Consider the following 16,162-nt stretch of genomic DNA (forward strand, 5'->3'; position numbering starts at 1 on the left):
ATTGACGAACGTCTTGGTAACCGATCCGCTGACAGGGATGGTTGAGACTATTCCTAATATGGAACCTGCCGAGTCTATCACTTATGAGACTTCCTACACAGTTACTCAGGAGGATGTGGTTAGTGGTAGCATCACAAATATAGCTTCAGCCACTGGTACAGGTCCTGAAGGAGAAGATGTAGAAGATAGTGATGATGCAGTTGTTGTTGTTTCTGGCAATCCTTCAATAGAAATAGTCAAGGATGCCGACAAGCATGCCGTGGTACTAGTTGACGAGGTGATTACTTATACTTTGGCTGTGACAAATACAGGAAATGTTCCTCTTGAAGACCTGGTGATCACTGACCCACTGACTGGTTTTGAAGCAAGTATACCTCAGTTGGAAATAGGAGAATCTGTGTTCTATGAAACTAACTATACGGTCACTTCGGAGGACATTGCCGCAGGCGAACCTATAGTGAACGTAGCCTTTGTTACCGCTCCTGATCCAAATGGTGGAGAGGACTTAGCTGATGAAGATGATGCGGTTACCGTATTGGTATGTGATGGGGAAACGTTGGTGACCGGACTGATTGCCAGTGTGCCGGACGGGGATCCATTATCAAATGTTCCAGTAGTCTTGATACCAAATGCCGGTGCCGCAGGCGATACACTCATGGTATTGACCAATGGAGCAGGTAGGTATATATTCAGGGATATTGCAGCGGGTGATTATACTGTTCAGGTGTTGGATGCCAATCTAATAGCTAGGGGCTATAGACCGATTGATGATGATGCTGTGGAAATTACCGTAGCACCTTGCGACTATAGCCCTGTTGATTTCAGCTATGCCCAAGGAGGAGATGGTGATCATAGTCCATTGATCAGCGGATATGTCTGGTATGATATTAATGGAGATGCTATCCAGAATGAATGGTATGATGCCGACGGCGATGATCAGGTCACTCAAAACCAAATCACTCCAGGTGTTCCTGTCAATATCTTCAATTGGGAATGGATAGATCTGAATGGTGACGGTAGCTATGAAGGGCCGGAAAATGAAGGTGAATTGAATAAGGCCGGATTTGGTAATCCTGTAGGCCAAAATATCTCTATTAAAGGTCCAGATGGTTACGAAGCGATGGCTACTGTGAGAGATTTTGGTAACTGGAAACATGTATTGCCTCAACCTGATCCATTCGGAGAATATGAAGTTACCCTGGTGACCGATCCAATATTTGATGCTCACGGGCTTCAGTTGGGTGTTTCAGGATTAGTGAAGGTATTGCCGGATGAGGGTGGTAGACTAACTGATCCAGAGGAGTTGAATAAGCTTGTCTGTGAAGTCACTACAGATATTGTGCAGTTCGGAACTGTTTCCCTAGATAGTCAGTCAAACTTCGATTTCGATTACGGTTTGCGCTGTTATGTAGTGGATGACGAGGTCAACTTGTCTGTGGAGAAAACCAGCTTCGGAGTAGAGATCTATGAAGGTGATGAATTTGAGTACGAAATTGTACTTGGCAACATCGGAGGGACAGATGCTACAGAAGTAGTCTTGATTGATGATCTGCCAGCAAATGTGACATACATAAGTTCTGAAGTAGCGACGAATGAAAGTGATGCTGAGATAAACACTACGGTATCAGGTAGTCGGATTACATGGACAGTCCCTCTACTTGTAGCGGACGCTGAAGTAGTGATCCGTATCAAAGTAAAAGCTGGCGACCCTGGTGTGATAACCAATGTAGCGGAGGTAAGCTCTCTCGAAGCTGATCTGGACGAATCGGATAACCAGAACAATGATGTAAATGAAATCTTACCGTTCCACATTCCTAATGTAATTACGCCTTCTACTCAAGATGGGGATAATGATACTTTCGAAATTCAGGGGCTAGGCAAGTTTGAAAGCAATGATATAGTCATCTTTAATAGATATGGTGATCATGTATTCGAAACAGAAAACTATCAAAATGACTGGGATGCCCCAGGGCAAGTTGCAGGAACCTACTTCTATGTGTTAAATACCGTAGATAAAAACGGTGGAAAGCATGAGTTCAAGGGGTGGATTCAAGTGATCAAGGATTAATACCTGATTGAACGAAGCAAGACAATCTTTGTCATAAATTTAGAAAGGCCTTCAGGGGCCTTTTCTTTTTGTCTAGTATCTTGCAGTTTCGTCCTTTCTCAGACAAAATGAACAACATACCACTTGCAGAGCGAATGCGACCAACCCGATTAGAGGATCTCATCGGACAGGAGCATTTATCAGCCCCTAATTCATTTCTTTTTAAAGCCATTAAATCAGGCAATGTGCCTTCTTTAATTCTTTGGGGACCTCCGGGAGTGGGTAAAACGACCATTGCCAATATAATTGCCAATGAAATAAAGGCCCCCTTTTATACTTTGAGTGCTATTAGTTCCGGGGTGAAGGACATTCGGGAAGTAATAGAAAAAGCTAAATTCCAAATGGGAGTAGTGCTTTTCATTGACGAAATACACCGATTCAATAAGTCCCAGCAGGATGCGCTTTTAGGAGCTGTGGAAAAAGGCATCATCCGATTGATTGGCGCAACTACGGAGAATCCTTCTTTTGAAGTAAATGCGGCTTTACTTTCCAGATGCCAGGTGTTTACATTGAATTCACTGGGGAAGTCAGAGCTTGAAGCGATGATACACCAAGCTTTGGAAAAAGATGCTGAATTAAAAAAGCTGAGTGTCCAACTGGAAGAATCTGATGCGCTGTTGAGAATATCGGGGGGTGATGGAAGAAAACTTTTAAACCTTCTGGAAATCGTTATTGACGGAATTAATGAAGATCCTTGTGTAATCACTGATGATAAGGTGATGAAAATCGCCCAGCAAAAAGTTGCACTTTATGATAAATCCGGTGAGCAGCACTATGATATAATTTCTGCATTTATCAAATCCATCCGAGGATCCGATCCCAACGCGGCAGTTTATTGGTTAGCTCGCATGATTGAAGGGGGAGAGGATGTCAAATTTATTGCCAGACGCCTGGTTATTTTAGCGTCAGAGGATATTGGTAATGCCAATCCTAACGCATTGCTTTTGGCTACAAATTGCTTTGAAGCAGTCAAAATAATTGGCTACCCTGAGGCCCGGATAATTCTATCGCAATGTGTTACTTATCTTGCCAGCTCACCAAAAAGCAATGCTGCGTATATGGCTATCAACCAAGCTCAAGCACTCGTCCGTGAGAAAGGTGACTTATCTGTCCCACTTCATCTCCGCAATGCACCAACTAAATTAATGAAGGACTTGAATTATGGCAAAGCTTACAAATATTCTCATGATTTTCCCGGAAACTTTGTGAATCAGGAGTTTTTGCCAGAAGAGATTAAAGGATTAAAACTATACGATCCGGGAGAAAATGCTAGGGAGAATGAATTGAGAAAATACCTCAGCTCAAAGTGGCAAGGGAAATATGGGTACTAAAAAAGTCTGAAATATGAAATCAGAAATATGAAGCGATAAATCTTTCGGTTTTTCACCAGAAAATATCCAACGAAAAACGCCGGACACTAAAATTCAAAGTTCTGACAACTTCCTCACTTTCCAACAATTGAATTTATAAACCTATAAACCCCATAAAAATTATAGAGAATTGTTTTTCGAGTCAGATTTTTCATATATTTGTCACACTAACTATTGGTATGACACAAGAGCAATATTCAAAGTATTCATTTCTATTGGACCGTACGGCCCGAAAAGTGAAGCAATATGCTCAGCAGCAATTCAAAACAGGAGATTTTGATGTGACCGTCGACCAGTGGCTAGTGCTGAAGAACCTGTCGGAAAACAACCTGCTAAGTCAGACGGAATTGGCAAATTTGGTTTTTAAAGACCATCCTACACTTACTCGTATTATTGATTTGCTTTGCAAAAAAGGGTACGTTGAGCGTGTGCCACATCCTCAGGATCGACGCAGTTTTCAGTTGCATCTGACAGAATCGGGAGCATCAAAAGTCGTTTCTCTGCGTCCGGAGATTCATCAGATTAGAGAGAAAGCCTGGGAGAATTTAAGTCCCCATGATTTCGAAGAATTCAAGCGAATCCTCAATACTATTTACCAAAATCTAAATGGAGAGTCGCTCGATCAATAATCAGTTAATAAAAAAAGAAAATTTTTAACCAGGGAAATCCCCAAATTTTCATTCATCATGATCCATACAGACCTTTGTATTATCGGAGCCGGCCCAGTAGGCCTATTTGCAGTATTCGAAGCTGGTTTGCTGAAAATGCGCTGTCATCTCATTGATGCCCTTCCTCAGGTGGGTGGTCAGCTTTCGGAGATTTATCCGCAGAAGCCTATTTATGATATTCCTGGCTATCCGGAAGTGAATGCGCAGGATCTTGTGGACAATCTGATGGAGCAGGCTAAGCCGTTTTCTCCTACCTTCACCTTGGGAGAGCGGGTAGATCACCTGGACAAGCAAGAAGATGGATCCTTTATTGTAACTACCAGTGACAAAACTCATGTACATGCCAAAGTGATTGTCATCGCCGGGGGACTGGGTTGCTTTGAGCCGAGAAAACCAGTAGTGGAGAATTTGGAGTTGTTTGAAGGAAAAGGGGTTACCTATATGGTGAAGAACCCTGAGACTTTCCGCGATAAGAACGTTATTCTTGCGGGTGGGGGGGATTCTGCTCTGGATTGGACTATTTTCCTTTCGAAAGTTGCCAAAAGAGTAACCTTGGTTCACAGAAATGAAACTTTCCGTGGAGCCCCTGATTCTGCGGCCAAAGTATTTGATCTGGCGAACAATGGAAAAATTGACCTGATCCTTTCAGCCAATCTGAAAGAACTTGGGGGTAACGGGAAATTGGATTCAGTGACTTTCGTCGATAAATCCAAAATTGACATAAAACTAGATGCTGATTACCTAATCCCACTTTTTGGGTTGAGTCCAAAACTCGGCCCAATTGCAGATTGGGGATTGAGCATTGATAAAAATGCTATAGAAGTGGATACACGGGATTATTCTACCGGAGTGGAGCGAATCTATGCGATCGGTGATATCAATACCTATCCGGGTAAATTGAAGCTTATCCTATGTGGATTCCACGAAGCTGCTATCATGATGCACTCTGCCTTTAAATATGTGTATCCGGATCAAAAATTGAGTTTCAAATACACAACAGTTAATGGTGTGAATTCATTTTAATCCTATTTTTGCGGCATGGTTAATTTCACTGTAGAAGATCAAGAAGGAAACCGTCAGGAATGCGAGGCGCCGGATGATATGGGCTTCAATCTGATGGAAATTCTAAAAGCATACGAATATCCCATTTTGGCGACTTGTGGAGGTATGGCGCTGTGCGGGACCTGCCATATCGAAGTGCTGGAAGGGAAAGACGAACTAGGACAAGCCACAGATCCTGAATTGGATCAGCTGGAGACTATGCCTGAATATTTTCCAACTTCAAGGTTGGCTTGCCAGATCCGTATTGGAGATGTACTGGAAGGTGCTGTACTCAAACTAAGAGGAGAAGATCAGTAAGCTGACTTCAACTTAACTATTCTAAAGCCACTCAGCAATGGGTGGCTTTTTTATGAGGTTCACTAACCGAAGAGATTGCCAATACCATCGTTGTCCTGCTTTTACAAAATCCGGACATTGAATTAATACAGATTTTTGCTTAAAAATACTTAAACACATTCAATGCTGTATGGCTTTTGCTATTTTAGAAGGGTATGAAATTTCTGTTCACTATACTTATTCTTGTTTTTGGATCTGAGGCTTTTGCTTGCAAATGTGCCTATAATGATCCTGTTAACAGTTTTGGTACTTCGGAATTTGTAGGACATATTAAAATCACTAAAGTTTATCCAAATCAGGGAGAAAGGTCACCTTATAGGGCAGATGTGGAATTACTTGAGCTTTTCAAAGGCTCAAAAATCAATTCGATTTTCGTAGGTGGCAGGTCAGATGGAAAAATTGGAACTTCCTGCGATGTATTTTATCCGGTTGGATCCGAATTGGTAGTGACGGCCAATAAGAATGAAGACGGTCAGCTAGTATTTGGAATGTGTTCCTTTATTATCGACTTGAAGACTGAGAGGAGGAATAATCAAAGAAATCTAGATGTGATTCGGACTTTGAGCCAATGGAATGATGAATACTCGGTTGACTTTGATTATACTATTTCTGCCAGTTATTCCGATTTTTTAGAAAGCAAAAATGGGATCAAATTGAAAGAGAAATTTGCACTGTTTGAAGTCTTATTGAATGATCAGCATAGTCCTTTAGAAATTAATGTGATCAAAGGATTTGACGATGCAGTAGATTCAGAGATAGTAGCTGCTCTTGTAAATTCCAAATGGCAACTAAAGTCTTTTGATAGTGATGGCCCAAGGCTAGATTCTGTAAAGATAGTAGTTCCGGTTTATTTCTATCCTTCAGAGCGCGGAGAAGAAAGTTTTATGAGTAAATTTTCACTTTAGAGAAATTGTAAGCTGAAATGTGCTACTCGGAATTTCAAAGTGTAACTTGTATGAAGCCAAAATCGTCTGTCTCATGAAAACCCTCACTTTCCTATTCTTTTTCCTTATCAGTTTTTCAGCTTTCTGCCAAAATCCGCTGAATACAAAGGGAGAATCACAAGAGATTATTGACTTAATCAGTTCCTATTCTAAAGCCAGGGAAACCAAGGATACGGTTTTGCTGAAGGAGATATTGGTAGAAGATATAGATCAGCTGGTTTCCTCAGGGGAATGGCGCAAAGGTATTGAGGCAGCCGTCCAGGGAATGATGGAGAGCTCATCAGCGAATCCAGGTGACCGAACGTTGAACGTAGAGTCTATCCGTTTTCTCAATCCCGATGCGGCAGTAGTAGATGCACGTTATGAAATTAAAAATTCTTCTGGTACCATCCGCAAAATGTGGAGCACATTTATAGTGGTGCTGGAAACAGAACAGTGGAAAATCTCAGCTATACGTAATATGCTCCCGGCAGGAAACTAGTCAATTATCCACTCACTGAAGTTATATTTATTTACTTCATTCCATTTTGCGTCAGGATATCCCTTTGCAAATGCAGCTGGGATTTTAGACTTAGAAGTAGTCCATTTACATTCAATTGCCTACATTTCCTGATTGCTGTTGATTTCCAAAAGATCAATTTCTTGCCCATCATAGGTTCTCCAAAAGAAGTATTGAGGGTTGTATCCTTTGGAACTGTTGTACTTCATCCATTCTACAATAATCCACTGCTCCCAGAGAAGAGACTTTTACATAAACAACCAACTTAATTTTTGAATTAATTTTACCCTGAAACTTATTCTTCAACTGTAATTCATTCAGATTCTACCAGTACATGTTCGAAGAGAAAATTATTAATGCTCCCGGCCCCGCTGTTTGTTAGATTGACATTTACCCATTGAAGCAGTCGGGAAAATGGGTATAAAGCAATTTGTGCCGGTTACTTTTTTGGTAATTACCTGATAATTAACTATTTTTTGAGGTTCTGTGACTTTTGGGAGGCGGAAATCATTTAATTAATTGGCGTCTCCAAAATGACTAATGTTCTTTTTATCATTTTAACTCTTAACCTAAAAAATCATGAATTTTAAGAAATTATCAATGCTCTGCTTTGTACTAATGGTGGCAGGTATGACAGCTTATGCACAAAGCGACATCACTGGAAAATGGAAAACAACTCTCGCTGGTCCTCAAGGTGATATGGAATTAACATTCAATTATAAAGTCGATAATGGAACGTTGACAGGTACGATAGCAAGCCAAATGGGTGAAATTCCTTTGGAAAATGGAAAAGTAGAAGCCAATAAATTCAGCTATGACTTTGCTGTTCAGGATATGACCATTTCACACACTGGTGAGCTTATTTCTGAGGATGAGCTTAAAGTCGTATCGCAGCGGGGCGAAATGAAACTTACCCGGGTAAAGGATTAAAAAAGTTGTTATTTCTCACACCCTATTTTAGCAGTTAACCTGTTGGGATAGGGTGATTTTTTGTCATACAGAGCGCAATCAGAAAAATTTCACATAGGCTAAAAAATTAGCATTCCGACCAGTTTTATCTATTTTTGGCCCGGTATTCCAATATTCAATGGTAAATAAAAAAGCTAAAGCTCTACTCAACTGGAGCGGAGGTAAGGATTCTGCCCTTACGCTATACAAACTACAGCAGTCCCAAGACTTTGAAATAGCCCGCTTACTTACTAGCATAAGCCAGAAATATCAGCGGATTTCTATGCACGGAGTTCGGGTGGATTTATTGGAGTCACAGGCGAAAAGCATCGGAATACCTCTAGTGAAAATGGAAGTGCCTGACATGCCATCAATGGAAGTCTATGAGAACGTAATGCGTGAAACACTTTCAGATTTGAAAAAGGAAGGGATAACCTCTTCGGTTTTTGGAGATATCTTCTTGGAAGATCTTCGGACATATCGTGAGAATAGACTGTCAGAATTGGGGATATTGGGCGTTTTCCCACTGTGGAAGCAACCCACAGATAGACTGATTCATGAGTTTTTGGAATTGGGGTTCAAGACGATTACTACTTGCGTGAATGAGAAATACCTGGACAAGAGTTTTGTGGGGCGTGTGATCGATGCTGATTTTTTGAAAGATCTTCCGGCAAATGTAGATCCCTGCGGCGAGAATGGAGAATTTCATACGTTTGTATACGACGGTCCGATTTTCTCCAACCCTATAGAATTTCAAAAGGGTGAAATTGTCTTGAGAAAGTATGAAGCTCCTAAATCTAAAGATGACGCAAACCAGTGCTTTTCTGACAAGAAAGAAGATCCCTCGAAATATGGTTTTTGGTATTGTGATTTGATTCCGGTTTAGCAGGACTACTTTTTTATATCACCCATTCTCACTCCTAAGGTCAATTCCAAAGAAATTTCCTGGCCGATTTCCGCTTCGATCTCTTTTCTGATTTCTTGAAAATCCTGCTCATCCAGAGCCGATTCTGAGAGTATTGTCACAGATAATTTAAGAGGTTGCATCTGAACTACTTTGACTTCCCTGAGTAAACCATGTGGGATTTCTTTTCCACTGAGATCCTGGATGATCTTGTTTTCTGCCACCATTTTATGGAAACTCAAGCCAAGCGGCAAAGCGATGGCGATCAGGATTCCTAAGCTGATCAGCAAACCTCTTTTGGCAAGACGAAATGGACTGAATCCGAGCATTAGGAAAGTCAGTGAAGCTGCCATTACGATTCCTGCCAGGTTGGTCCCCAATAAAAGCATTGCTCCGCTAAATACATTCCAATCTGTCCATCCAATGCCGATTCCTGCGACTGCAAGAGGAGGGACTAACGCTACAGAAATGGCGACTCCTGCCAGTGTTTTGGATATTTCTTCTTTGGAATAAGCATATGCGCCGGCGATTCCCGAGGCAATCGCAATTCCTAAGTCTAAAAGATTGGGACGAATACGGGCAGTTATCTGATCATTGAGCGCCTCAAGAGGTGTGATTATGGAAATCAGAATGGAGAAAAACAAACCGATTACAATTCCCCAAAATATGGTGATCATGCTGTTTTTGATCAGTAGGCTATCCTGACGGAGTGCGCCCATTGCCAAAGAAATAATCGGACCCATGAGCGGTGCCAAAATCATTGCCCCAATCACCACCGGAGCTGAATCACCAAATAAACCAAAAGTGGCAATCATGGTGGACAAAGCCATCAAAACCAAATAAGTCGAATTGGTTTGCGCATTTTGCCTTAACATGGAAAAAAGTTCCCTGAACTCTTCCGAAGTAGCGTGCCGCACCCATGGCAAATAGGAATGAAGTAACTCTTCCTTTAGCTTTCCAGTCGGTAGGGATTTTGCATTAATTTCCGCAGGACCGTCTTGCTCTTCCGCTTCGATTATGGATGCTCCGGGAAGCAGTTTGATTTTCTCCTCAACAAGGTTGATAATGAGTTCTTTTTCCTCGTACTCTTCGGCGTCGAGCGCAAATTGTATATTTCCTGAGGATGAAATCACCACTTCGCTGGTCGATATATAGCCGACGAATCGTGGAAGAGCCCCACCTTTTATAGGGAAAAATAGATTTTGAAGTCCAAACTGAATGAGAGAAAAAAGACTTTTGGGTGCCAATATGAGTAAATGGACCCGTCCATCATCGAGTCCTGATTTTTGGATTACCCGCCGGAAAATCAAGTTGCTTTCACAGTGGGCCACAGCCAGAATGCCCATAGCAGCAGTTTCTATTACTTTCTCCTCTTCGCTACTATTCTTGTATTTAATGGTAAAGGACTTGAGTTTTACTCTTCTGAAGAGTTTGAGTAGCTGCGAAAATCGGATTTTTACTCCCTCTAAGAAATTGCTGGCAGAATTAGTATACAGAATACTCAATGAGGTTCCGATGACCAAGGAGTTAAAAGCGACTTGCCCGTTCACCTGCATCAGGTCTGTTTCAGGGATTTCTCCGGCTTTTTGTATTTCCTCCCAAGCTTTTTCAAAGTTTGAATTTATGCCAAATCCTTTCCGCCCCTGTTCCATTTTAGGATGAGGAAGCAATCCTACGTTGACTTCGTTTTCTTTTAGCTTCTCAAAAAGCTCTTTTAGCAGAAAATCAGGCAGTGAACAGGCTAACCAATCATGAGAAGAGTACTCACTTAAGTCAAGTTTTGCAAAGGAAATGTGATTCTCAGGCTTTGGGTCAAGCCTTCCAAGTAGTTCATCTAACTTTTCCTGCTCCGTTTCTGGATCATATACAAAAGTAATTTTTTTCATGCAAGGCTTTTAAAATGCTACTCAATTCATTCACTATGCTCGCTCATTCCTCTCAATCGCTCTATGCAGTGATCCAGAGATCTGTAATGGTGGTAAATCCCCTTCCAGATATTTCCCTTACCGACGGTTTTTAGCTCGGGTTGTTTGTCGAGGCCTCCGGAAAACCAGTCTCCATTTTCATGATCGATCAGATAGGTATCGGAATAATTCCAAAGCTTTTCAAACTTACTATAATAATCATGTGGATCATCGGGATAGAGTTCCTCCATCAGCAAAAGTGCATTCATTCCTTCGGCTTGTGCCCACCAGTTTTTGGTATCATGGGTGATTCGAAAACCCTTCTTAAAATAATATCCTTCGTCATAAAAACCTCCTACATTTTCATCCCAGCCATTTTCCAACGCATGGTCTATCATTTTTTTTGCTATCTGATATGTTCTCGTGTCATTTTTCCGGCCTAAAACTTCCGATGCTTCTATCATCAGAAACCCTGTTTCCACATCGTGACCAAAAGAGACGTGGTCTAGGTTATGATGTGCCAAAATCACTTCTTCTGTGGAATCGACGAAAGTCACAGGCTTCCAATCTGGGTAAAGAAAGAGCGTCAAGTATCCTTTTTCAGTCACGATTTGATCTCTGATCAAAAGCAGCATTTCTTCCAGCCGATCTTTGACCAGCGGGTCTGGCCAGACTTGATACAATGCTGTGAATGCCTCCAGTAAATGAATGGAACTGTTTTGATCTTTGTAACCTAGATCAGAGGTCGAAGGAGTTTCTAACGGTCGGGAAATAGGAGTGCCGTCTGGCTCCAAATGCTGATAATATCCTCCATTTATTGAGTCGTGGGCATGGGTGTCCAGCCAATAAAAAGCTTCTTTTGCGAGTTTTAAGACAGATTCATCTTGCGAAGCATCATAATATGCAGCCAAAGCAAAGATTCCAAAAGCATTCCCATAGGCAGTTTTCATTGGATCACCGATCTGGTTTCCCTGTTTGTCGACTAGCCAAAAGAAACCGCCGTTTTTGGTGTCCCACATTTTGTCTCTGAGAAATTCAAAACCATGCTGTGCGCCGGATTCGAAATAAGCTGTTTCAGGATACTTTAGTGAAGCTTTAGCATTGGTCCAAAGGTGGCGTGACTGGGTTACGATCATTTTTTCCTGCTTTTCGCCAGGTTTGAAATCGTACGTGAAATTACTCAGAAATCCTCCATCCACCGTGTCTATCGAGAGGGGATACCACTTGTCTAGAACCTCTGTTTTGAGATGCTCTTCCATTTGATCGGCGAGAATTCCTTTTGGATTTTTTTCCTTTTCAGGAGAATGGCAAGCAAAGAAAAATAGCGATAGAATAAACCAGAAGTTTTTCAAAGTCATATTTTTTGAGCTGTTAGAAAATAAAAATCATTTATTGAAAAGAGACTAAACCCCTCTGTGATGGTTCAGGGAGACTTCAGTTTTTTTGATTGATCCTGAGGATAGCAGATTCAGAGAAGTTGAAATTACTTTGAGTGATCCTTTTGAGTTTGATGTCCTTTTGTTTTCTAAATAGAACAATTGATCTCACTCCGCAATCAGTTCTTTTAAGATTTCAATAGCTGCTTCTGACAGAACTGTCCCAGGACCGAATACTGCAAATACCCCAGCATCTTTAAGAAACTGATAATCCTTAGTGGGAATCACTCCCCCCGCTACTACCATGATATCAGGTCTCCCTAATGTTTTCAAAGCTTCAATTAACTTCGGGACAAGGGTCCTGTGCCCTGCGGCCAATGAAGAAGCACCTACAATATGTACATCATTTTCGATGGCCTGCTTCGCAACTTCTTCCGGGGTTTGGAAAAGCGGTCCTATATCCACATCAAAACCCATATCCGCAAAACCTGTTGCGATGATTTTTGCACCACGGTCATGCCCGTCCTGGCCCATTTTGGCAACCATAATTCTAGGTCGACGACCTTCTAGTTCAGTAAATTTGTCTGAAAGGGCAATAGCTTCCTTAAATGAATCCTGATTTTTCACTTCTGCTGCATATACACCGGTGATAGATTTTGTTTGAGCTTGATGACGGCCAAAAGCATCTTCCATAGCATCTGATATTTCTCCCAAAGTAGCTCTTTTTCGTGCTGCATCTATAGCTAGTTCAAGTAGATTTCCCTCTCCTGATTTCGCAGCTTGAGTAAGTGATTTTAGACTTGTTTCTACTTCCTTCTGATTTCTGGAATCTTTCACTTTTTTCAGTCTGGTAATTTGGGATTCCCGAACTGCATCATTATCTACATCCCGAACTTCAATTTCGGATTCCTCATCCACCTGATAGCGATTTACTCCGACAATAATATCTCTGCCGCTATCGATTCGAGCTTGTTTCTTGGCGGCAGCTTCTTCGATCCTAAGCTTTGGCAGCCCTGCTTCTATTGCTTTAGCCATTCCTCCCAGTTCTTCCACTTCTTCGATCAACGCCCAAGCTCGCCGCACCAATTGATCAGTCAAAAACTCAACATAATGAGAGCCACCCCAGGGATCAACCACATTGGTAATCCCGGTTTCTTCTTGCAGAATCAGCTGCGTATTTCTGGCAATCCTAGCAGAAAAATCTGTAGGTAAGGCAATCGCTTCATCCAGAGAATTGGTATGCAAAGATTGGGTGCCCCCCATCACAGCAGCAAGTGCTTCGATGGCAGTCCGGGTTACGTTATTATAAGGATCTTGTTCGGTAAGTGACCAGCCAGATGTTTGGCAGTGTGTGCGAAGTGCGAGTGACTTGTCAGATTTGGGATTGAATTGACTGACGATCTTGGCCCAGAGCAATCGACCTGCCCTCATTTTGGCAATTTCCATAAAGTAGTTCATCCCGATAGCCCAGAAAAATGAAAGTCTGGGCGCAAAATCATCGATATCCAGACCAACTTTTACCCCCGTCCTCAGGTATTCCAGGCCATCTGCAAGCGTATAGGCCAGTTCAAGATCTGCTGTAGCTCCTGCTTCCTGCATGTGATAGCCTGAGATAGAAATGGAGTTGAACTTCGGCATGCGCCCAGAAGTGAATTTGAAGATGTCCGCAATGATCCGCATAGAAGGCTGCGGTGGATATATATAAGTGTTTCGCACCATAAATTCCTTCAAAATATCATTCTGTATCGTGCCGCTGAGTTGCTCAGGTTGTACTCCCTGCTCTTCGGCAGCGACGATGTAAAAAGCTAGAATTGGAATTACTGCACCATTCATCGTCATGGAAACCGACATTTGATCCAGTGGGATTTGGTCAAAAAGCAGTTTCATGTCCTCGACAGAATCGATCGCTACACCGGCTTTCCCTACATCACCGACCACCCTAGGATGATCAGAATCATATCCTCTGTGTGTTGCCAAGTCAAATGCCACTGAAAGTCCTTTCTGCCCTCCTGCCAGGTTCTTTCTGTAGAAAGCATTGGACTCCTCAGCGGTTGAAAATCCTGCGTACTGGCGGATAGTCCAGGGCCGCATGCGATACATGGTACTGTAAGGTCCCCGCAAAAAAGGAGGAATTCCCGCAGCATAATTCACATGAGGTAATTTTTTGGTCAGTTCATCAAAAAATGCAGGAATGGAAATCTGCTCAGGAGACTCCCAATTTGTCTGGTCTTCTATTTTGGAAATTTGAATTTTTGATGTTTTCCAATTTTTCAGATCTGGTCTCATGTGATGCTCAGATAATTTTGTTCTACAAAGTATGACGCCCGACTGGGAAGCAATTGATAGTCTTTCTCGATCAGAGGAACGAAGGGAAGGTGATTTTCCAGTTTGCCTTTTGCGAGGTATTTATTTGCACCAACTTTTATTTTGGAATCAGCCAAAACCTGCTTTTGAATAGTTTCGCGTGAACGTCGAATTTCTTCATGTAGTTTACGGTTTTCAAAGCATTTTAGCCAGCCTCCATTTTCTTCCAAATTCTGAAGTCCTTCTATCACTGACTTTTCGATTTCTTTCTGGAGGGTTTGCAGGTAAAATGATCCTGCCGCAGGATCCATTACTTTGTCCAGGTAGCTTTCTTCTTTGAGAATTGATGCAATATTCCTGGCGATTCTCTTTTCCACTGACGAGGCATTTTTTCCTGCAGCAGGCTTTACCCAAAGTGAATTTCCTCCTCCAAGTATTCCGGCCATGACCTCGTAGGTCTGTCTGATGAGATTGGTGTTTTTATCTAAAAGTGATTTGCTCCACGTGCTGGTGGAAGTGATGATATGAATATCTTCCATGTTTAGATTTACTCCATAATTACCTGCCAACTCTACAATTAGCTTACGCAACGCTTTTATTTTGGCGATTTCTGCAAAATGTGAGTCGCCTACAGCAGTATGAAAAGCCAGATTCTCAAAAATCTGGGTAGGGGATATAGCTTTTTTGGAAAGTCCATCTATCAACTCGACTACCTCCCCTAATCCATATATCAGCTCTTGGATTCCTGTTCCTCCGGTAGTTGCGTAGCGTGATAAATCCATGGTCAAGGGGTAATAATCTGTAAATTCTTTGAAGTCATTTATTGCTTTTGCTGCTTGATCAACCCCCAGATCAAAGTTTTTTCCGCTGCGAAATAGCTCATCGCATGGATTCCATAAGATTGACCCATGAAGCATATTTGGCTTAAGATGAATCGAATGAATCCAGTCTTCTATCAAAAGGAAAAACTGCCCCGTATCCCCAGTAGGCAAAATGTTGGTTGATATGAATTCTGTGTGAACTGCATTCAAAACCTTGTTTAGATTTTCACTTCCTTCTAGATGAATCACAATTCCATCTGCTCCATTTTGCAGCGCATGCAGAATTTCCTCATTGGCTGATTTATCATCTTCGGGAAAAACAGAGACTAGGTTTGTCCAGATTCTTGGAGATATTTCTGGAATAATCGATTTTGGATGAAATTTGTATCCAGCTGCAGTTCCTTCCAAGTCTTCAGAGGTATAGAATGGCTGAATTTTGATTTTGTCCCAACATATGGAAGTCAGTGATTCATCAAAATCTTTTCCTTTTAGATCCTTTTTCACCTGGTTAATCCATTCTTTTTTGCTGGAAAAGGGGAACGTATAGAAGTCCTGATCTGTCATAGGTTGGGTTGAAATTTTTCTGAATCCAAGTTTCTTCGAATAATAGTCGTATTTCTACAAATTAATTATAGCTCAAATGGGACGTTATCAAAATTAGGGAATTGAAAAGTAAATAAAGAGTCAAATTGCTTCCCTTTACTATTTCTATTTAATTCAAGATTCTTTCAAGCAACTGAAAACTAGAATAGTTACTTATTAAGGCGAAATAGGAGCCTAATCGGCTTTACTATGAATTCCTCAAACTGAAATGTATTTTATCTCCAAATTTACTTTGGTCGGAAAAGTTGAATTGTTTAAAAACTCAAATTTTCAAGAAGAATTTCATTTTTTATTTAGGTTAATTTTCTCCAAATTT

General features: G+C 41.5%; 13 protein-coding genes and 1 pseudogene. 9 read left to right on the plus strand and 5 right to left on the minus strand.

The window, feature by feature from the left end; translation table 11 throughout:
- The 7 genes from AS141_RS00005 to AS141_RS00035 all read left to right on the plus strand — a co-directional run.
- A partial coding sequence (locus AS141_RS00005) for a DUF7507 domain-containing protein (protein WP_157243343.1) occupies positions 1-2,068 on the plus strand: 2,068 nt, incomplete at its 5' end.
- Between the two features lie 107 nt (positions 2,069-2,175).
- Positions 2,176-3,438 carry a replication-associated recombination protein A gene (locus tag AS141_RS00010; RefSeq protein ID WP_057935573.1) on the plus strand — a complete coding sequence of 421 codons (1,263 nt, stop codon included), beginning with the start codon at positions 2,176-2,178 and terminating at the stop codon, positions 3,436-3,438.
- A 218-nt stretch (positions 3,439-3,656) separates the two neighbouring features.
- On the plus strand, positions 3,657-4,106 hold the full coding sequence (locus AS141_RS00015) for a MarR family winged helix-turn-helix transcriptional regulator (protein WP_057935574.1): 450 nt from the start codon (positions 3,657-3,659) through the stop codon (positions 4,104-4,106).
- A gap of 57 nt (positions 4,107-4,163) precedes the next feature.
- Complete coding sequence (locus tag AS141_RS00020) at positions 4,164-5,168, plus strand: NAD(P)/FAD-dependent oxidoreductase (RefSeq protein ID WP_057935575.1); 1,005 nt, start codon at positions 4,164-4,166, stop codon at positions 5,166-5,168.
- Positions 5,169-5,183: 15 nt separating this feature from the next.
- Positions 5,184-5,504: a 2Fe-2S iron-sulfur cluster-binding protein gene (locus tag AS141_RS00025; RefSeq protein ID WP_057935576.1), complete on the plus strand. Its 321-nt coding sequence runs from the start codon at positions 5,184-5,186 to the stop codon at positions 5,502-5,504.
- Positions 5,505-5,698: 194 nt separating this feature from the next.
- Positions 5,699-6,448 (plus strand): hypothetical protein, encoded by a 750-nt coding sequence (locus AS141_RS00030; protein WP_057935577.1) that lies wholly within the window; start codon positions 5,699-5,701, stop codon positions 6,446-6,448.
- A gap of 73 nt (positions 6,449-6,521) precedes the next feature.
- On the plus strand, positions 6,522-6,968 hold the full coding sequence (locus AS141_RS00035; protein WP_057935578.1) for a YybH family protein: 447 nt from the start codon (positions 6,522-6,524) through the stop codon (positions 6,966-6,968).
- Positions 6,969-7,087: 119 nt separating this feature from the next.
- Here AS141_RS00035 and AS141_RS26955 read toward each other — a convergent pair.
- Positions 7,088-7,213, minus strand: a pseudogene (locus AS141_RS26955) (ATPase); the annotation flags it as partial.
- A gap of 352 nt (positions 7,214-7,565) precedes the next feature.
- Here AS141_RS26955 and AS141_RS00040 point away from each other — a divergent pair.
- Both AS141_RS00040 and AS141_RS00045 read left to right on the plus strand, forming a co-directional pair.
- Positions 7,566-7,916 carry a DUF2147 domain-containing protein gene (locus tag AS141_RS00040; RefSeq protein WP_198293471.1) on the plus strand — a complete coding sequence of 117 codons (351 nt, stop codon included), beginning with the start codon at positions 7,566-7,568 and terminating at the stop codon, positions 7,914-7,916.
- A 157-nt stretch (positions 7,917-8,073) separates the two neighbouring features.
- A complete protein-coding gene (locus AS141_RS00045; protein ID WP_057935579.1) occupies positions 8,074-8,820 on the plus strand; it encodes a Dph6-related ATP pyrophosphatase in 747 nt (248 codons plus the stop codon).
- Between the two features lie 5 nt (positions 8,821-8,825).
- Here AS141_RS00045 and AS141_RS00050 read toward each other — a convergent pair whose 3' ends face one another.
- The 4 genes from AS141_RS00050 to AS141_RS00065 all read right to left on the minus strand — a co-directional run bounded on the left by AS141_RS00050 (position 8,826) and on the right by AS141_RS00065 (position 15,807).
- The gene (locus AS141_RS00050; protein WP_057935580.1) at positions 8,826-10,724 is read right to left on the minus strand and encodes a TIGR00341 family protein; all 1,899 of its coding nucleotides are present in this window, start codon (positions 10,722-10,724) and stop codon (positions 8,826-8,828) included.
- 26 nt (positions 10,725-10,750) lie between these two features.
- Positions 10,751-12,100 (minus strand): AGE family epimerase/isomerase, encoded by a 1,350-nt coding sequence (locus AS141_RS00055; protein WP_057935581.1) that lies wholly within the window; start codon positions 12,098-12,100, stop codon positions 10,751-10,753.
- 186 nt (positions 12,101-12,286) lie between these two features.
- Entirely contained in the window at positions 12,287-14,404 is a 2,118-nt protein-coding gene (scpA, locus tag AS141_RS00060; RefSeq protein WP_057935582.1) for a methylmalonyl-CoA mutase, read from the minus strand.
- On the minus strand, positions 14,401-15,807 hold the full coding sequence (locus AS141_RS00065) for a methylmalonyl-CoA mutase family protein (RefSeq protein ID WP_057935583.1): 1,407 nt from the start codon (positions 15,805-15,807) through the stop codon (positions 14,401-14,403). Before AS141_RS00065 ends, scpA begins: the two co-directional genes overlap by 4 nt.
- Positions 15,808-16,162 lie beyond the last annotated feature (355 nt).

Source organism: Algoriphagus resistens, from assembly GCF_001442615.1.
Lineage (GTDB): Bacteria > Bacteroidota > Bacteroidia > Cytophagales > Cyclobacteriaceae > Algoriphagus > Algoriphagus resistens.